The organism is Saccharothrix sp. ALI-22-I (assembly GCF_001984175.1).
In the GTDB taxonomy this organism is placed as follows: domain Bacteria; phylum Actinomycetota; class Actinomycetes; order Mycobacteriales; family Pseudonocardiaceae; genus Actinosynnema.
The window spans coordinates 303,525-321,388 of sequence record NZ_MTQP01000066.1; the positions used below are offsets into that span (position 1 = coordinate 303,525).

13 protein-coding genes and 2 pseudogenes are annotated in these 17,864 nt (G+C 71.3%); 8 read left to right on the forward strand and 7 right to left on the reverse strand.

Annotated elements, in window-relative coordinates; translation table 11 throughout:
• Positions 1-42: 42 nt before the first annotated feature.
• The 4 genes and pseudogenes from ALI22I_RS55705 to ALI22I_RS29925 form a co-directional block, all read left to right on the forward strand.
• Positions 43-255 (forward strand): annotated as a pseudogene (locus ALI22I_RS55705) (RICIN domain-containing protein); the annotation flags it as partial.
• A 67-nt stretch (positions 256-322) separates the two neighbouring features.
• A complete protein-coding gene (locus ALI22I_RS29915) occupies positions 323-868 on the forward strand; it encodes a PadR family transcriptional regulator (RefSeq protein WP_077008880.1) in 546 nt (181 codons plus the stop codon).
• The gene (locus ALI22I_RS29920; protein ID WP_077008881.1) at positions 865-2,880 is read left to right on the forward strand and encodes an NADPH-dependent 2,4-dienoyl-CoA reductase; all 2,016 of its coding nucleotides are present in this window, start codon (positions 865-867) and stop codon (positions 2,878-2,880) included. The genes ALI22I_RS29915 and ALI22I_RS29920 overlap by 4 nt, the downstream gene beginning before the upstream one ends.
• 15 nt (positions 2,881-2,895) lie before the next feature.
• Positions 2,896-3,282, forward strand: a complete 387-nt coding sequence (locus tag ALI22I_RS29925; protein WP_077008882.1) for a nuclear transport factor 2 family protein — start codon at positions 2,896-2,898, stop codon at positions 3,280-3,282.
• Positions 3,283-3,418: 136 nt separating this feature from the next.
• On the opposite strand, the gene ALI22I_RS29930 is transcribed toward ALI22I_RS29925, so the two are convergent.
• Positions 3,419-6,625: a S8 family serine peptidase gene (locus ALI22I_RS29930; RefSeq protein ID WP_077008883.1), complete on the reverse strand. Its 3,207-nt coding sequence runs from the start codon at positions 6,623-6,625 to the stop codon at positions 3,419-3,421.
• Positions 6,626-6,800: 175 nt separating this feature from the next.
• Complete coding sequence (locus ALI22I_RS29935; RefSeq protein ID WP_077008884.1) at positions 6,801-7,670, reverse strand: fructosamine kinase family protein; 870 nt, start codon at positions 7,668-7,670, stop codon at positions 6,801-6,803.
• A 98-nt stretch (positions 7,671-7,768) separates the two neighbouring features.
• Between ALI22I_RS29935 and ALI22I_RS29940 the strand changes: the two genes are divergently transcribed.
• Positions 7,769-8,905 (forward strand): hypothetical protein, encoded by a 1,137-nt coding sequence (locus ALI22I_RS29940; RefSeq protein ID WP_077008885.1) that lies wholly within the window; start codon positions 7,769-7,771, stop codon positions 8,903-8,905.
• On the opposite strand, the gene ALI22I_RS29945 is transcribed toward ALI22I_RS29940, so the two are convergent.
• Both ALI22I_RS29945 and ALI22I_RS29950 read right to left on the reverse strand, forming a co-directional pair.
• On the reverse strand, positions 8,906-9,577 hold the full coding sequence (locus ALI22I_RS29945; protein WP_077008886.1) for a response regulator: 672 nt from the start codon (positions 9,575-9,577) through the stop codon (positions 8,906-8,908).
• Positions 9,574-12,135, reverse strand: a complete 2,562-nt coding sequence (locus ALI22I_RS29950) for a sensor histidine kinase (protein WP_238598643.1) — start codon at positions 12,133-12,135, stop codon at positions 9,574-9,576. Before ALI22I_RS29950 ends, ALI22I_RS29945 begins: the two co-directional genes overlap by 4 nt.
• A 185-nt stretch (positions 12,136-12,320) precedes the next feature.
• Here ALI22I_RS29950 and ALI22I_RS29955 point away from each other — a divergent pair, with 185 nt between their 5' ends.
• Positions 12,321-14,024 (forward strand): PHP domain-containing protein, encoded by a 1,704-nt coding sequence (locus ALI22I_RS29955; protein WP_077008887.1) that lies wholly within the window; start codon positions 12,321-12,323, stop codon positions 14,022-14,024.
• A complete protein-coding gene (locus ALI22I_RS29960) occupies positions 14,024-14,575 on the forward strand; it encodes a hypothetical protein (protein WP_077008888.1) in 552 nt (183 codons plus the stop codon). The genes ALI22I_RS29955 and ALI22I_RS29960 overlap by 1 nt, the downstream gene beginning before the upstream one ends.
• On the opposite strand, the gene ALI22I_RS29965 is transcribed toward ALI22I_RS29960, so the two are convergent.
• Positions 14,569-16,161 (reverse strand): MDR family MFS transporter, encoded by a 1,593-nt coding sequence (locus ALI22I_RS29965; protein WP_077008889.1) that lies wholly within the window; start codon positions 16,159-16,161, stop codon positions 14,569-14,571. The two genes, ALI22I_RS29960 and ALI22I_RS29965, sit on opposite strands and share 7 nt — an antisense overlap.
• On the reverse strand, positions 16,158-16,616 hold the full coding sequence (locus ALI22I_RS29970; RefSeq protein WP_077008890.1) for a MarR family winged helix-turn-helix transcriptional regulator: 459 nt from the start codon (positions 16,614-16,616) through the stop codon (positions 16,158-16,160). The genes ALI22I_RS29965 and ALI22I_RS29970 overlap by 4 nt, the downstream gene beginning before the upstream one ends.
• Positions 16,617-16,909: 293 nt before the next feature.
• Between ALI22I_RS29970 and ALI22I_RS49725 the strand changes: the two are divergent.
• Positions 16,910-17,029 (forward strand): annotated as a pseudogene (locus ALI22I_RS49725) (cytochrome P450); the annotation flags it as partial.
• Positions 17,030-17,135: 106 nt separating this feature from the next.
• Here ALI22I_RS49725 and ALI22I_RS29980 read toward each other — a convergent pair.
• Positions 17,136-17,741, reverse strand: a complete 606-nt coding sequence (locus ALI22I_RS29980) for a TetR/AcrR family transcriptional regulator (RefSeq protein WP_077008892.1) — start codon at positions 17,739-17,741, stop codon at positions 17,136-17,138.
• Between the last annotated feature and the right edge of the window lie 123 nt (positions 17,742-17,864).

The window sequence follows — 17,864 nt, forward strand, 5'->3', positions numbered from 1 at the left end:
GGCAAAGTTGTACAGACTACGTCCGAATGTGCCACGACGGACGTCGCCGGACCCCACCACCAGTGGGGCGCCGATCCGGGTGCGGGCGTCCAGATCGCATCGAGGCTGAGCGGGATGTGCCTGGAGGTTCGCGGCGGCAACACGGGCAACGGCGGCGCTGTGGCCATGTGGAGTTGTACCGGGGGAACAACCAGCGGTGGATTCGCCACGGCAACGGGTACCGGAACAGATCTGCCGAACCGGGGGCTCACCTGATCGCCGCGACCGTGGGAGTTATGCAACTAGTTGCACTGCACCCCGTTGCACAGCTACCGTCACCGCCATGGCGTTGGAGCACGCGATCCTCGTGTCGTTGGACGAGCGCTCGGGCTCGGGCTACGAACTGGCCCAGCGGTTCGAGAAGTCGATCGGCTTCTTCTGGCCCGCCACCCACCAGCAGATCTACCGCACGCTCAAGCGCATGGTGGACCTCGGCTGGGTGTCGGGTCACGAGGTGACCCAGGACGGTCGCCCGGACAAGAAGGTCTACGAGGTCACCGAAGCGGGCCACGGCGAACTCGCGCGCTGGCTCGCCGCCCCCGGCGAACCGGAGACCATCCGGCACGACCTGTCGGTGAAGGTGCGCGGCGCGTCGTTGGGCGATTCGACCGCCCTGATCGGCGAGATCGCCCGGCACCGCGACCTGCACGCCGAACGCCTCGACGTCTACCTCGCCATCGAGAAGAAGGACTTCCCCGCCCCGGCGGCCCTGTCCGGCCGGCGGCTGCACCAGTACCTGGTCCTGCGCGGCGGCATCCGGGCCGAGCAGGCGCTGGTCGAGTGGTGCGACGAGGTGCTGGCCGCTATGCGAGAGGACGACCGGCGATGACCGAGTACCCGAACCTGCTCAAGCCCCTCGACCTGGGCTTCACGACCCTGCGCAACCGGGTCCTCATGGGCTCCATGCACACCGGCAACGAGGACCGCGCCAAGGACTTCGACAAGCTCGCCGCCTACTTCGCCGAACGGGCGCGCGGCGGCGTCGGCCTCATGGTCACCGGGGGCTTCTCCCCCAACCGCGCGGGCTGGTTCTACCCGTTCTCGTCCAAGCTCTCCACGCGCGGTGAAGCGCGCGACCACCGCACCATCACCCAAGCGGTGCACGAGAACGACGGCAAGATCGCCCTCCAACTCCTGCACGCCGGCCGGTACGCCTACCACCCGTTGAGCGTGTCCGCGTCCGCGCTCAAGGCCCCGATCAGCAAGTTCCGCCCACGAGCGCTGTCCGACCGGGGCGTGCGCGCGCAGATCGACGCGTTCGCCCGCGCCACGGCCCTCGCCCGCGAGGCGGGTTACGACGGCGTCGAGATCATGGGCTCCGAGGGCTACTTCATCAACCAGTTCCTCGCGCCCCGCACCAACAAGCGCACCGACCGCTGGGGCGGCAGCCCGGAGAACCGGCGGCGCATCGCGATCGAGATCGTGCGCCGGTGCCGTGAGGCGGCGGGACCGGACTTCGTCCTGATCTACCGGCTGTCGATGATCGACCTGGTCGAGGACGGTCAGACGTGGGACGAGGTGGTGGCGCTCGGCCAGGAGATCGAGGCCGCCGGCGCGACGATCATCAACACCGGCATCGGCTGGCACGAGGCACGCGTGCCGACCATCGTCACGTCCGTGCCGCGCGCGGCGTTCACGAACGTCACCGCGAAGCTGCGCCCGCACGTCGGCATCCCGGTGGTCACCTCGAACCGGATCAACATGCCGCAGGTCGCCGAGGAAGTGCTGGCGCGCGGTGACGCGGACATGGTGTCCATGGCCCGCCCGTTCCTGGCCGACCCGGAGTGGGTGCGCAAGGCCGAGACCGGCCGGGCGGACGAGATCAACACGTGCATCGCGTGCAACCAGGCGTGCCTGGACCACACGTTCGCGCTGAAGAAGGCGTCCTGCATGGTCAACCCGCGTGCGGGCAACGAGACCACGTTGATCCTGCTGCCGACCCGTCGCGCGAAGCGGGTCGCGGTGGTCGGCGCGGGTCCGGCGGGTCTCGCGGCGGCGACGGCGCTGGCCGAGCGCGGGCACGCGGTGGAGTTGTTCGAGGCGGACGACGACATCGGCGGCCAGTTCGCCATCGCCCGCCGCATCCCCGGCAAGGAGGAGTTCGCCGAGACGATCCGCTACTACCGGCGGCGGATCGAACTGACCGGCGTCAAGCTGCACCTCGGCACGCGGGTCACCGCCGACGACGTGGCCGAGTTCGACGAGGTCGTCATCGCCACCGGCGTCGCGCCACGGATTCCCGCCATCCCCGGCGTGGAGCGCGCGCTGTCCTATGTGGACGTGGTCCGCCACGGCGCGCCCGTCGGCGATCGGGTCGCGGTGATCGGCGCGGGCGGCATCGGGGTGGACGTGAGCGAGTTCCTGACCCACGCCTCCTCCCCCGCCCTCGACGTGGACGAGTGGCGCGCGGAGTGGGGCGTCACCGATCCCGAGCAGGTGCGCGGCGGCGTCACCGAGCCGAAGCCGGCCCAGGCCGCGCGGCAGGTGTACCTGTTGCAGCGCAAGACGTCCCGGATCGGCAAGGGTCTGGGCAAGACCACCGGCTGGGTGCACCGGGCGGCGCTGGCCGCCAAGGGGGTCGAGCAGCTGACCGGGGTGAACTACGAGCGGATCGACGACGCGGGCCTGCACATCACGTTCGGCCCGAAGCGCGAACGGCCGCAGGTGTTGGCGGTGGACACGGTCGTCGTGTGCGCGGGCCAGGAATCCGTGCGCGACCTCGCGGACGTGCTCACCGAACGCGGTGTCGTCACGCACGTCATCGGCGGCGCGGACGTCGCCGCGGAGCTGGACGCCAAACGCGCCATCGACCAGGGCACGCGACTCGCGGCCACGATCTGACCCAGGAGGCACCAGGTGAACGCGGCACTGGAGTTCAAGGCGGCCGTCGAGGCGGGCGACATCGTCGGCGGCACGGCGTTGTTCGCGGACGACATCACGTTCCACAGCCCGGTGAAGTTCCAGCCGTTCGAGGGAATCGACGCCGTGCGCGCCCTGTTCGGCGTGCTGCAACGGACGTTCGAGGACTTCCGGTACATCGGCCAGTACGAGGGGCCCAACGGCCACGTCCTGCACTTCCGCACGGTGGTGAACGGCAAGCAGGTGGAGGGCATCGACCTGATCGAGCTGGACGAGGACGGCCGGATCGGCACGTTCACCGTGATGATCCGACCCCAGTCGGCGCTGACCGCGGTCGGTGAGGCGATCTGGGCGGGCCTGGTCGCGGACGGCGTCGTGTCCTGACCCGAGCGGCGTCCACCTGGGCCGTGCCGCCGCCGAGCTGATGCGCGACGGCTGGGCGCGGCGGGTGTCGGACAACCCGTTGGACCCGCCCGGCCGGTGACCGGGCGGGTCCACTCAAGGGTTCACCGACGAGGGGTCACTTCAGCGCGTACGCCCTGATGATCCGCTGATCGACCGAGTTGCCCGCCGCGTCCCGCGCCTGGGCCTTGAGCGAGACGAACTTCGCGTCGGCCGGGTGCGCGACCGCCGCGATCCAGCGCTCACCGGTCTTCACCAGCGGCACCGGCTTCCACGTGGTGCCGTCGTCGTACGACACCTGCACAGCGGGCTTGGCCACGCCCTCGGCACCGGCCACGCCGTTGCGCTGCACGTACACCGGGAACGCGAAGGGCCGCCCCGCCGCCGCACGGTTCTGGTCGTCCAACGACGGCGCGAACCGCACCGCCAGCAACGGCACCGCGGCGGGCTCCTCCCCCGCCACGTGCTCCGAGGTGAACGTCCACTCCGCCATCACGAACGTGGACAGGTCGGCCACGCCGGCCCGGTTGGCCTTCGCGTTCAGCACGTACGTGCCCTTGTCCGCGGGCACGTCGGCGGTCAGCGAGCCCGCGTAGTCCCAGGTCCCGGCGAGCATCGTGCCGTCGCGGTGCAACGTGGTCTGCGCCTTCCCCGTCTGCGAGAAGCCGTAGTGGTTCGAGTCCTGGTCGGTGAACATCGGCACGTAGAACCCGAGCCGGTCACCACGCCGTTCCGCCCACTCGTAAGTGCGCCTCGCCTGCGGGAACGCCGGGCCGAACACGGCGGTGTTCCACTTCTCGGTGACCGGCCTCCCGGCTTGGAACTCTCGTGGCAGGGAGGTGTACTGGCCGGTCTCCGACGGGTACGCGTTCGGCGCCGTCATCTGCGCGAAGCTGCCGTACCAAGGGGTGTCCGGCGTGTAGTACTCGGTGATCCGCAGCGGCAGCGGGCCACCCGCCATCTGGTCGCGGAACCCGGTCTTGCCCGGCGCGGCCGCGGCGGTCACCGAGTTCACCTTCACCAGGTCGCGGTCGGCGAACGAGCGCTCCAACTGCTCGGGCACGCCGCCGTCGTGCGCCCACTGGACGTTGTACTGGTACGGGCTGCCGACGAACGTGCGGTCGGTGTCCGGCTTGGCCAGCCGCGTGGTCACCGTGAAGCTCGCCGCACCGGGCGCGGACGTCTTCGACGGCACGAACAGCAGACCGTCGAGGCCGAACCCGACGAGTCCGTTGCCGGTGTCGCCCCACGCGGTCTTGCGGGCGAAGAACAGGTCGGTGTAGCCGGTCTTGGCGTCCGGTTTCTCCACCTTCACGGACAGCGGCTTGCCCTGGCGCGCGTCGAACACCAGCTCGGTGGCGCCGGTGACGGTGAAGCTGGGCTCCAGGAACTGGGTGATCAGTCCGGGGTCGAGGGTCTGGATCGACGCGTCCAGGTAGAACACGCCCTTGGGCAGCCGGGCGACGAACGTGCCGGACGGGTCGTGCTGCACGTGCGCCTTCCGCCGTTCGATCTCCACGAACCGGTAGAAGTACTCCGGGGTGAGGGCGCCGTTGTGGTCGAGGAACGTCAGCTTCACGTCGTAGCTCTCGACCTCCTTGGTCACGCCGATCGGCGTGCGCATCGCCGTGTCGCCGCCGGTCGCGACGAGCACGCCGCCGTAGAGGCCGTCCGGCGAGTCCACCGAGGTCTTCGTGGTGACGGTGACCGCCGCCGAACCGCCCGGCGCGATCGTCACCGAGGACGGCGACACGGTGACCATGTCGGCGGGTACCGGGTTTCCGGCCGGATCGCGCAGGTCGGCGGCGACGTCCAGGGTCAACGGCGTCGTGCCGGAGTTCTGGTACGTCACCTCCTTCACGATCGGCGCGTCGTCGTGGTGCGGCCACTGCGCGGTGCCCAGGTTCAGTGACGCGGGTGACGTCGAGACCGCCTGCCCGGCCGCGCGGGCCACGTCCACGCGACCGGCGCCCTGCTCGTAGACCGACAGCGTCGGGTTCGGCTTCGCACTGCCCATCAGGGCGCTCTTGAGCTGCGCGGCGGTCCAGTCCGGGTGCTGCCCGGCGAGGATCGCCGCCGCACCCGCGACGTGCGGGGTGGCCATCGAGGTACCGGACAACGCGACGTGCCCGTCGCCTACCGGCGTGCCGATCGTGCCGTTCTTCGCGCGCGCCGCGACGATGTCCACGCCCGGCGCGGTGATGTCCGGCTTGATGGCGTTGTCCAGCCAACGCGGACCGCGTGAAGAGAACTCCGCGAGGTTGTCGGAACGGTCCACCGCACCCACGGTGAGCGCCGCGTCCGCTGCGGCCGGACTGCCGATGGACTGGTCGTCCGGCCCGCTGTTGCCCGCCGCCACGACGAACAACGCGCCGCTCTGCTCGGTGAGCCGGTTGACCGCCTGCGACATCGGGTCTGAGCCGTCGGTGGGCCAAGCGCTGCCCAGGCTCAGGTTGACCACGTCCGCTTGAGCGGAGACGGCCCACTCCATACCGGCGATGATGTCCGACTCACGGCCGCCGCCGTTGTCGCCGAGCACCTTGCCGACCAGCAGCGCACTGTCCGGGGCGACGCCCTGGTACGTGCCCGCGCCGGTGATGGTCGCGGCGACGTGCGTGCCGTGGCCCAGCCGGTCGTCGGTGGTGTCGCTGTCGCTGAAGTTCTTCGCCTCCACCACCGCGCCCGCGAGATCCGCGTGGGTGGGGTCGATGCCGGTGTCCAGCACGGCGACCTTGGTGCCGTTGCCGGTGTGCCCGGCCTGCCACGCCTGCGGCGCACCGATCTGCGGGACACTGCGGTCCAGCGTGGCCCGCACCGGGCCGTCCAACCACACCCGATCCACACCGGCTGTCCGCGCACCCGACCAGAACGCGGTGTCCTTCGGCGCTTCGTAGGCGAACCCGCCGACGCTCGGCAGGGCGTGCCCACCCGCGATCGCCGGTCCCGCCGAGGTCACGATCAACGGGGTGACCGGGCTCGACCGGTCGTCGTAGCCGGCCCGGATCAGACCCGTGACGTCGAACAACCGCTCGTCCAACTGCCCGGACCGGATGGCGGAGGCGGCGTCGGCGGGCACCACGTGCAGGTCCCCGTGCTCATCGCGGTGCTGGAGGAACCGCACCGACTCGCGGCCACTCCCCGGCCGCACTTCCGCCCGTCCGGCGCGGAGTGTGACCACGTCGCCGGTGAGCAAGGTGACCGTGCCGTCCGGGCTTTCCGCGCCTTGACCAGTGGGCGGCGCCGCAGTCGCCGAGCCGGTCACGGCGGTCATCGCGGCCGCCGTCACCAGCCCGACTGCCAGTAACGCCGTAGTTCTGCGGGACATGTCGAACTCCCCCTGTCACCGTGGCAGCACCTTGCCGACTGCCACTCCCCTCAGTGACTAGGACACCGCAGAGAGCCATGAAGTTGCCTGGAGCGCGCAGATCACTGCGGTTTGTGCGGGACCGGGCCGACCACGTGCCGCCGGTCGGTCGGGGTCCGCGGGTCCGGGTCCTCGGCTAATCGCCAATCGAGACACCGCGGAACGGGCGCAGCACCTCGCGGAGGTAGTCCAGCGCACCCCACCGGTCGCCTTCGTGCGCCACGGTGCTGAGGATTTCCCGGAGGAAGACCACGGGCATCCGATCACGCCAACCCGCGTCCAGCGGCCGGACCTCGTGGTAGGCGTCGAAGAAACGGGCGGGCGAGTCCTTGCCGCAGAACATCATGCTGAGGTCCACGTCCGGCCACATCCACGACACCGCCGGATCGATGAACGCGGGCTCGCCCGCCGCAGTGGCGACAACGTTGTTGTGCCACAAGTCGCCGTGGGTCAACGCGGGCGGCGCGGCGGGCACGATCTCGGGCAGTCGCGTGCACAGCCGTTCCAGCGCGGTGCGGTCCTCCGTCGTCAGCACGGCGTCGACTTTCGGCTCGTCCAGGTAGCGCAGGAGCCGTTGCTCGACGAAGAACGCGTGCCCGTCGTCGTGCCACGTATTGCGCTGCGGGAGCACGCCCAGCCACCCGTCGTGCTCCCAGCCGAACCTCGGGCCGCGCACGTCGTGCAGCGCGGCGATCGCCCGTCCCGCGGTCTCCCAGAACGCGTCGGACGCCGGCGGCTCCGGTGTCAGCGCCTCCAGCAGCAGCCAGTCGGCACCGACGTCGAGCACCTCGGGCGTGCTCAGGCCGTGCTCGCGCAGCACCGTCAAGCCCTGCGCCTCGATCTCGAACAAGGATTGCGGCGCGTCGTCGGTCGTCTTGAGCACGGCATCGCGTTCGGGACCACGAACGAGCCACACCGTGTTGACCACGCCGCCGGTCAACCGGACCGCCTCGGCGGCGCCGAACCGGGCCAGGACGTCTTGCGTCGAAACCTCTCGGGCAGCCAACGGTTCCCCCTCGATTCCGCTGTCCGGCCGACGCCGGCGCCGTCCCGCCGAGACTACCGTTCGAATCGATTCAGCGGACATCTCGCAATGGAGCGATCATGCCCAAGTCACGCACGTCCCTCGGCGTCCTCGCCCTGGCCTTGGCCCTGCCGCTGGTGATCGCGCCCGCCGCCGGCGCGAGCGCCGTCATCACCGAGTTACCCGGCCTGCCCGGCTACCCCACCCACCGCACCATCGCGGTCAACGACCTCGGCCAGGTAGTCGGCGCCGCCTCCGGCAACGGCGCGCCGCGCGCCGTCCAGTGGGCCCGCGGCAACGTGGCCACCGACCTCGGCAAGGGCACTCCGACCGGCCTCAACCAGATCGGCCAGGTGCTCGGCCTGGAGTCCGTCACCGGTGCCGGCCCCTACGTCCAACAGCCCCGGATCTGGCACGAGGGCAAGGTCTTCGACCTCACGCCGTCCGGCTCCGGCTGGGTCGTCGCGTCGGCGATCAACAACAACGGCGTGGTGCCGATGACGTACTCCGGCTCGCCGTCCGGGTACCACCAGGAGCACGCGGCGGTGTGGCGCGACGGCAAGCACACGTCGTTGGCGGTGTCCGGGTCGCACCTGTCGCTGAGCGCGATCAACGACGCCGGCGTGATCGCGGGGTCGAAGACGCCCATGTTCACCAACGACGTGCACGCGTTCCGCTGCACGAACGCCACGACGTGCACCCGGCTGGCGACGGTGTCCGGCTCCGGCAGCTACTCGGTGGAGGCGATCAACGAGGCCGGCGTGATCGTCGGCAACCGGGGGAACCAGGCGCTGCGCTGGGAAGGCGGCGGCGTGACCGTGCTGTCCACGTCCGGCCAGGTGGCCAACGGCCCGCAGGCGCTCAACGAGCGCGGTGACGTCGTCGGCTGGACCACGGAGTTCAGCGGCGTCCGGAAGGCCACGCTGTGGCCGGGCGGCGGCAAGCCGGTGGACCTGGGTGTGCCCGGCCCGTCCGAGGCGGTCGCGGTCAACGAGCGGGGTGACGTGATCGGCTGGACGTCGGCGGACAACCCCGACGCGCCGCGCGCGTTCCTGTGGCGGGCCGGGAAGGTCTCCTACCTGGGCTCGCTCGGCGGCGCGCACAGCCTGCCGGTGGCGTTGAACGACCGGGGCACGATCGTCGGCGAGAGCACCACCGCCGACGGCACGCTCAAGGCCGTGAAGTGGACCGTGATCAGCACGACGCCGCTGGGCTGATCACGCCTGGAAGCGGTAGCCCTGCCCGGGTTCGGTCAGCAGGTGCCTGGGGTGGGCGGGGTCCGGTTCGAGCTTGCGGCGCAACTGGACGAGGTAGACGCGCAAGTAGTGGGTGGCCGACGTGTAGGTCGGCCCCCACACCTCGGTCAGCAGCCGCTGCGGGCTGATCACCTCGCCGCGCGCCCGGACCAGGGCCTCCAGCAGACCCCACTCGGTCGGGGTGAGGTGCACCTCGGACCCGGCGCGGTGGATCTTCTTCGCGGTCAGGTCGATGGTGAACGACGCCGTGCGCACGGGCGGCTCGTAGGCCCGCCTGTTCGACCGGCGCACGGCGGCCCGCAGCCGGGCCAGGAACTCGTCCATGCCGAACGGTTTGGTGACGTAGTCGTCCGCGCCGGCGTCCAGCGCGCGCACCTTGTCCGCCGAGTCGAGCCGGGCGGACAGCACCACGATCGGCGCGGTGGTGGACCGCCGCAGACCGGTGATCACGTCGATGCCGTCCAGGTCGGGCAGGCCGAGGTCCAGCACCACCACATCGGGCCGGCCCTCCGCCGCGCGTAACGCGGACGCGCCGTCCACGGCGGTCAGCACGTCGTACCCGTGGGCGGTCAGACTGATCCGTAACGCGCGCACGATCTGCGGGTCGTCGTCCACGACTAAGACGGTGGTCATGCCGGCGTCACCTCGGCGATCGGCAGCGAGATGACGATCGTCAGGCCGCCGCCCGGTGTGTCCTCCGCCGTGATGGCGCCACCCATGGCGTCCACGAAACCCTTCGCCACGCTCAACCCGAGGCCGACGCCCGGTGTGGCGGCACGGTCGCCCAGGCGTTGGAACGGCGCGAACACCGCGTCGGCCGTGTTCTTCGGCAGCCCCTGCCCGTGGTCGACCACGCGCAGCTCCACCCGGTCGCCGTAGGCGCTCGCACGCACCGCGATCTCCGGCTCGTCCACCATGATCCGGCCGTCGCCGTCCACGTCCACCAGGCGGCGCGGGGTGAGTCTGCCGTGCCGCAGGGCGTTGTCGATCACGTTCGCCACGACGCGTTCCAGCAGGCCGATGTCGGCGAGCACGGGCGGCAGCTGTTCGGCCACGTCCACGGACACCGTGCGGCGTTCGTCGATACCGGCCAAGGCGCGCGCCACCACCTCGTCGTACGTCACCGCACGCAGCTGCGGCGCGACCGCGCCGGTGGCCAGCCGGGACGAGTCGAGCAGGTTGTCGATCAGGCCGGTCAGCCGGTCGGCGGACACCTCGACGGTCTCCAGCAGCTCCGAAGTGTCCTCATCGGACAGTCGCAGATCGGTGTCGCGCAGGCTGCCGATGGCGGCCTTGATGGAGGTCAACGGGGTGCGCAGGTCGTGCCCCACGGCGGACAGCAACGCGGTGCGCAGCTCCGTGGTCTCCGCACGCCGCTGCGCGTCGGCCGTCTCGGCGGCCATCCGCTGCTGCCGCAACGCCATCAACGCCTGACCGGCCGCCGCCTCCAACGCCCGCTGGTCGCCCGCCGGCAGCGTCCGGCCGCGCAACGCCAGGTGCACGTCCGCGGTCACCGGCACGTCCACATCCGCGTCGTCCGGCTCGGCACACGGCTGGGGTCCGACGCACGCCACCCGCTCCCACTCCCCGTCGCGCCGCTCCAGCAACGCCACCGACTCCAGCCCGAAGTTCTCCCGCACCTTCTCCAGCAGCCGCGCCAACGGGAACGGGCTGGTCAGCACGGTCCGCGCGTAGGAGGCGAGCAACGCGGCCTCGGTGCGGGCCCGCGCGCCCTGCTCGGCCAGCCGCGCCGAGCGGTCCACCACCAGGGCCACCAGCACCGCCACCAGCAGCATCGCGATCAGCGTGACCAGGTTCTCCGGGTTCGCGACCGTGAGGCTGTAGTAGGGCGGGGTGAAGAAGAAGTTCAGCAGCCCGGCGCCGAGGAACGCCGTGGCCAGCGACGGGCCGTGCCCGCCGATCAGCGCGACCACGACCGTGGCCAGGAAGAACCCGACCAGGTCGGTGGAGAACGCCAGGCTGTCGCGGAGCAGTGTCCCCACGCCGGTCACGACGGCGGGCAGCACCAACGCCAGCGTCCACCCGAGCAGCTTCCGCGGCCTGGAGCGCGTGCCGTCGCCCCACCGCCACCGTGGGGCGCGACGCGCCTCGTCGTGGGTGACCATGTGCACGTCGATCGGCCCGGACGCCTGGATGACCGCCGCGCCGATGCCCTCCTCGAACACCCGGGCCAGGCGCGAGCGCCGCGACGTGCCCAGCACGAGTTGGGTGGCGTTCACGCCGCGGGCGAACTCCAGCAGCGCGGTCGGCACGTCGTCGCCCACCACGCTGTGGAACGTCGCGCCGACGTCCTCGGTGACCCGCCGGAAACCGGCCACCAGCTGCGGTGACGCGCCGGCCAGGCCGTCACCGCGCATGATGTGCACGACCATCAGGTCCGCGCCCGCACGCACCGCGATGCGGCGGGCGCGGCGGATCAGCGTCTCGCTCTCCGGGCCCCCGCTGATCGCCACCACGACCCGTTCCCTGGTCTCCCAGGTGTCGGTGATGCTCTGCTCCGAGCGGTACCGCTGCAACGCGACGTCGACCTGGTCGGCCACCCAGAGCAGGGCGAGTTCGCGCAACGCGGTGAGGTTGCCGACCCGGAAGTAGTTGCCCAGCGCCGCGTCGATCTTGTGCGCGGCGTAGACGTTGCCGTGCGCGAGCCGGCGGCGCAGCGCCTCGGGCGTGAGGTCCACCAGTTCGACCTGCTCGGCGCGGCGGACGATCTCGTCCGGCACGGTCTCGCGCTGGGCCACGCCGGTGATGCGTTCGACCACGTCGTTGAGCGATTCGAGGTGCTGGACGTTGACCGTGGACAGCACGTCGATGCCCGCGTCCAGCAGCTCTTCGACGTCCTGCCAGCGCTTGGCGTTGCGCGAGCCGGGCACGTTGGTGTGCGCCAACTCGTCCACCACCGCGACCTCCGGCGCACGGGCCAGCAGAGCATCGACATCGAGCTCTTCGAGATCTATGCCCCGGTGGTAAACGCGTCGGCGCGGCAGCTGCTCCAGGCCGTCGAGCAGGGCCGCGGTCTTCTCCCGGCCGTGCGTCTCGACCAGGCCGACCACGACGTCCGTGCCCCGCGCCCGACGCCGGTGCGCCTCGCCGAGCACGGCGAACGTCTTGCCGACGCCGGGCGCCGCGCCGAGGTAGATCCTCAGCTCTCCGCGCTTGCGTTTGCCCTCCACGGGCGTCAGTGTGCTCGTGCCCGTGCCGGCGCGTGGTCGAGGGTGGTCACGCCGCCCCCTCCGATCGGCGCAGCGTGCCGAAGTGTTCACCGGCTGTTCGACTCCGCGCACCACCGGACACATAGCCGGAAAACGATACTTCGCTCCGGCTACCGCCATCCGGGTCAGGAAACGGAGTTCCACACATGTCGCACGACCACCACGACCACACCCACGAGCACGACCACGTGGAGGTGGAGGGGAGCTGGCGCGACGGCCAGGACGACCGGCCGCTCTCGGTGGCGCGACGCCGGTTCCTGTCCGGTCTGGGTGCGGCCGGTGTCGCGACGACGCTGAGCACGACGTTGGGCGCGACCCCCGCCCACGCGCACGACGGCCGCCCGGCCTCGCCGGTGAACCCGTGGGCCGGCCGCGGTCGCTGGTTCGCGGGCGACCACCACATCCACACCAAGTACTCCCAGGACGGCCAGTACGAGGTCGCCCAGCAGGTCGCCAAGGCTCGCGAGTACGGGCTGGACTGGGTAGTCATCACCGACCACGGCAGTGTCGCGCACGAGAAGTTCTCCATCAGCCAGGTCACGCCCGACATCGAGCAGGCCCGCCGGTCGCACCGCGATGTGCTGGTCTACCAGGGGCTGGAGTGGAACATCCCGGGCGCCGAGCACGCCACGGTGTTCCTGCCGCCCGGCCGGTCCACCGTGGACATCCTCCAGGCGTTCGAGGCGGCCTACGACGGCGCCCTGCTGTCCACGCCGGTCGCGAACGGCGGCAAGGGCCTGATCACCCGCTCGACCTCGGCCGACGGTGAGCCGTACGCGCTGGCCGCGCTGCGGTACCTGGAAGCGCAGGTGCTGTCCGGTCGCACCGAGATCGCGCTGATGTTCGCCAACCACCCGGCCCGGCGCGGCGTGGACAGCCCGCACGAGTTCCGCGGCTGGCGTGACGCCGCACCGGACGTGGCGGTGGGCATGGAGGGCGCGCCCGGTCACCAGGCGGCGGGCATCCGGACGGCCGACGGCGGCAACGGCACCGGGCGAGGCGGCTACGACGCCTCGCCGAACCAGGACAGCTTCCCCGGCTACGCCCCGACCGCCACGGAGAACCCGTACCGCACCTACGGCGGGTTCGACTGGATGACCGCCAAGGTCGGCGGCCTGTGGGACTCGCTGCTGGCCGAGGGCAGGCCGTGGTGGGTCACCGCCACCTCCGACGCGCACCGGGTGCACCAGGACACGTTCACGCCGGGCACCGGCGACCACGGCAAGACCGGCAGCCGCGGCGCGCCGATCGACACCGGCAAGCCGCAGGTCCAGAGCGACTACTGGCCGGGGTTCTACAGCTCCACGCTGGTCGGCGCGAACTCGAAGTCCTATGTGGACGTGATGCGCGGTATGCAGAGCGGCAAGGTCGTCGCGGTGCACGGACGGATCATCGACGGGCTGAACCTGCGGGTGCGCTCGCTCGGCGAGGGTGACAACCGGGGCGTCACCATCGGCGGTCGCACGTTCGTGCGGCGCGGTGACGACGTCGAGGTGGTCATGGAGATCGACCTGGCGCGTGGCGCGAACTTCGCCGGTGTGGTGGCCCGGCTGGCGAAGGTGGACCTGATCGCCGGTCCGGTCACCGGCCCGGTGGTCGACCGCGACACGTTCTCCGCGCCGGCGACGAAGGTCGTGAAGTCGTTCGAGGTCGCCCGCACCGCGCGGGGCACGGTGAAGTTCACGCACACGTTCCGCGGTGTCGAGGGGGCGTTCTACCTGCGGCTGCGTGGTTCGGACGGCAACAAGCTGACGTCGGACGGCCACCCGGTGATGGACGTGATCGGTGACGCCGACCCGTGGTCGGACCTGTGGTTCTACGCGAACCCGGTGTTCGTGGACGTCATCTGATGACCTGGCTCGGCGCCGTGCCCACCCTGCCCGGTGAGCACGGCGCGGCGCACGTGGACGCGCTGCTGCTGGCCGCGTTCGACGGTGTGGCAACGGACTTCGTGTGCACGCACATCGACCGCCTCGGCCCGGTCGCCGTCACCACGCTGTCGGCCCACGTGACGGGCGAGGTGGACGTCGACCGGCTGTCGGCCGCCCTGGGCGGCCCCGTGGTCGTGCTCGACTCCCCCGACCCCGACTCGCCCGGCTCGCCTGCCGCGCGGGCTGCCAAGGCGGCCCGCGACCGCGCCGAAGGCCGGTGCATCCGCTTCCCCGGCCAGTCCGCGCTCACCGGCACCCACCCGGTGGCGGAGGTGGTGGCCGGGTCGGCGATCGACCGGGTGGTCGGCATCGGTGTCCCGGTCTCCCCGACCGATCGGGTGGAAACGCTCGGCTTCCTCCGCCCGGTCTGCCAGGACGGCGAGCTGGTGCTGCTCGTGGAGCCCGCCGTCGGCGGCGTGCTGCGCCCGACGGAGGCGGAGAACCCGCACGAGTGCTGCGGGGGTCATTGACCGGACCCTGACCGCCGCGCTCCGCCGGGTTCTCGCAGGCTCAGACGGCGGGAGGGGGTCTCGGTGAGGTCCAGGCTGGTGCGCAGGGTGATCGGCTTGAGCAGCAGGGCCGCGACCACGCCGACCACCGCGACGGCCGCCGAGATCACGAAGATGTGGCCGGTGGCGTCGCCGTACGCGGCGCGGACGATGTGCTGCACGGCGTCCGGCAGCACGTTCAGGTTGAGGTTGCCGCCGCCGGCGCCGGCGGTCGGGATGCCCGCCGCGGTCAGGTCGCGGGTGATCGCGGCCTCGACCCGCCGGGCCAGCACCGCGCCCAGCACCGACACGCCGATCGTGCCGCCGAGCGACCGGAAGAACGCGATGGTGGAGCTGGCCGCGCCGACGTCCTTCAACGGCACCGCGTTCTGCACGGCGAGCACCAGGTTCTGCATGCTCATGCCGACACCGGTGCCGACCAGCAGCATCGCGCCGCCGACCAGCACCAGCGGCGTCTCGTGGTCGATCTGCCCCAACGCGAGGAACCCGAGGACCAGCGTGGCCGAGCCCGCCACGATGTAGGGCTTGATCCGGCCGGTCTTGCTGATCAGCCGTCCGGAGATGATGGACGCGCCCAGCACGCCGGCCATCAGCGGGATGGTCAGCAGGCCCGCTTCGGTCGGGCTGTAGCCGCGGCCGATCTGGAAGTACTGGCCCAGGAACACCGCGCCGCCGAATATCGCCATGCCCACCGCGATGCTGGTCAGGATCGCCAACGCCGTCGTGCGCTGCTTGACGATCCCCAGCGGCACCACCGGTTCCGCCGCACGGGCCTCCACCGCGACGGCCGCCCCCAGCAGCACCACCGACGCGCCGACCATGGTGACCGACTGCCACGACAGCCACGCGAACGAGCCGTCCACGAACGAGATCCACACCAGCAGCACGCTCACGCCCACCGCGATCAGACTCGCGCCCAGGTAGTCGATCTTCACGTCCGCACGCCGGACGGTCCGCACCTTCAGCGTGGCCTGCAGCACGAACAGCGCGACCACCGCGACCGGCACGCCGATGAAGAAGCACCAGCGCCAGCCCAGCCACGGGGTGTCCACGATCAGGCCGCCGAGCAGCGGGCCGCCGACGGTGGACAACGCCACCACGCCGCCGAGGTAGCCGTTGTACCGGCCGCGTTCGCGTGGCGGGATCATCGCCGCGATCACCACCTGCACCAGCGCCTGGAGGCCGCCGACGCCGATGCCCTGGAACGCGCGGGCGGCGATGAGCTGGCCCGCGCTCTGCGCGAAACCGCTGACCACCGAGCCGACCACGAAGATCACGATGGCGACCTGGACCAGGGTCTTCTTGTCGAACAGGTCCGCGAGCTTGCCCCAGACGGGGGTGGTGGCGGTCGCGGTGAGCAGGGTCGCGGTGACCACCCAGGTGTACTGGGTCTGCGAGCCGTTGAGCGCGCCGATGATCTGCGGCAGGGCCGTGGCGACGATGGTGCTGCTGAGCATCGCGACGAACAGCACCAGCAGCAGGCCGCTCAGGGCCTCCAGGACTTGGCGGTGGCTCATCGGGGCGGTGGTGGTGGCGGGTGCGCTCATCGCGTGGCCTCCAAGGTGGAGCCGAGGGCTCCTTCGACGTCGGTGGTCAGGCGCCCCAGCGCCGAGGTCAGCGCCTCGACCTCGGTGGGGTTCCAGTCGGCAAGGGCGGTGCGGAGCAGCCGGTCGTACCAGTCGCGGGCGTCGGCCAGCTCGGCGCGACCGCGTTCGGTCACCACGAGGATGCTGGCGCGGCCGTCGTCGGGGTCGGCGCGGCGTTCGACCAGGCCGTTGGCGACCAGCGCGGCCACCGCCCGGCTGACCGTGGACGGGTCGAGCCCGGCGCGGGTGGCCAGCTCCTTGGCGTGGCAGCCGGTGGGCCGCGCGCCGGCGTGGTCGATCAGCGAGAGGATGCCGGTCAGGCCGTCGGTCAGGGGTTGGCGGCGCTGTTTGACCATCCGCACGACCTTCAGCAGGTCACGCACCCGATCTTCGAGTTGCCGCGCGACGGCGTCCATGCCGCCCCCCTTACGTCTTACGTCACGTCATACGTCCGCATTGCTTGCCACATACAACTACCCGACAAACTTGCACGATGTGCAAATTTGACCGGGTGCACATCCGGAAAGCTGCACAGCGCGCAAGTCTTGGTACGGTGAGTTACTACTACGCTGAGCTGCGGCCCGGTTACCCGCCGGGTCGGGAACGAATCGTCGATGACCACCGCTTCCCAGCAACAACGCCCCAGCACCGGCCGGTTGACCGTCCCCCTGCCGCCCGAGTTCCTCCGACGCGACGCGGGCCCGTTCGACCCGCCGCGGGCCTGGTGCGGGCGTTCGCGCTGCCGGTGCCGTCACTGGTGATCTGCGAGCTGCTGGGCGTCGAGTACGGCGACCGCGCCGAGTTCCAGGAGCGCACCGCGAGGCTGCTGCGGCCGGCCGTGCCGGCGGCGGAGGTGCCGCTGCGCGGCGACATGCTGGTCCACGGCGTGCACGCGCTGCCGATCACCTGGGACGAGGCCTGAGGCCTGAGCGAGCCTAAGACGGGGCCCGGTTCGGGTGGACGGTGGCGAAACCCGCGTCCAGCCGGTCGATCATCACGCCGATGAGGTCGGACAGCTCGGGCCGCTCGACGGCGTCCAGCCACCAGCCGACGACCACCCGCAGCGTCGCCATCACGGTGGCCGCGAACATCATCGGGTAGAGGTCGGTGGCCGGGTCCAGGCCGACCCGTGCGGCCACCGCGGCGGCCAGTTCGCGTTCCCGCGCGACGAAGGCGGCGATCTGGTGCGGCAGCAGCGCCGGGGTCCGCCGCAGGACGCGCAGCTGCGCCACCCGTTCCGGGTCGATCCGGTCGGGCACGGTCTCGACCAGCGCGCGGTGCAGGGCCTGCAGCACCGGCTCCGACTCGGGCCGCCCGGCGAAGGTCTGGACGAACGCGGCGGCGGTGGCTGCGTCACCCGCCACCACGGCTTCCTCTTTGGAGGAGAAGTAGTTGAAGAACGTACGCAGTGACACGCCAGCGTCATTGGCCACCTGTTCGACGGTCACTCCATCGAGGCCGTGCTCTACGCACAGTCGCAGCGCGGCATCGGCCAACGCCGTCCGGGTGGCCAGCTTCTTGCGTTCGCGCAGTCCCGACACGCGCGAAAGTGTCGCACTTGTCCGGCGATGTGCAGGACAAGTGCGACACCCGTGTCTCCCGAGCTAGCGCCGCGTCGCGCAACGGGCCCTTCGTGGTCCTGCCGATCCGCTGAAGCTTCCGGC

Excerpts from the sequence above, each read along its gene's own strand:
- ALI22I_RS29915 (WP_077008880.1), top strand. The coding sequence starts at position 323 with ATGGCGTTGGAGCACGCGATCCTCGTGTCGTTGGACGAGCGCTCGGGC.
- ALI22I_RS29920 (WP_077008881.1), top strand. The coding sequence starts at position 865 with ATGACCGAGTACCCGAACCTGCTCAAGCCCCTCGACCTGGGCTTCACG.
- ALI22I_RS29930 (WP_077008883.1), bottom strand. The coding sequence starts at position 6,625 with ATGTCCCGCAGAACTACGGCGTTACTGGCAGTCGGGCTGGTGACGGCG.
- ALI22I_RS29940 (WP_077008885.1), top strand. The coding sequence starts at position 7,769 with ATGCCCAAGTCACGCACGTCCCTCGGCGTCCTCGCCCTGGCCTTGGCC.
- ALI22I_RS29945 (WP_077008886.1), bottom strand. The coding sequence starts at position 9,577 with ATGACCACCGTCTTAGTCGTGGACGACGACCCGCAGATCGTGCGCGCG.
- ALI22I_RS29955 (WP_077008887.1), top strand. The coding sequence starts at position 12,321 with ATGTCGCACGACCACCACGACCACACCCACGAGCACGACCACGTGGAG.
- ALI22I_RS29960 (WP_077008888.1), top strand. The coding sequence starts at position 14,024 with ATGACCTGGCTCGGCGCCGTGCCCACCCTGCCCGGTGAGCACGGCGCG.
- ALI22I_RS29965 (WP_077008889.1), bottom strand. The coding sequence starts at position 16,161 with ATGAGCGCACCCGCCACCACCACCGCCCCGATGAGCCACCGCCAAGTC.
- ALI22I_RS29970 (WP_077008890.1), bottom strand. The coding sequence starts at position 16,616 with ATGGACGCCGTCGCGCGGCAACTCGAAGATCGGGTGCGTGACCTGCTG.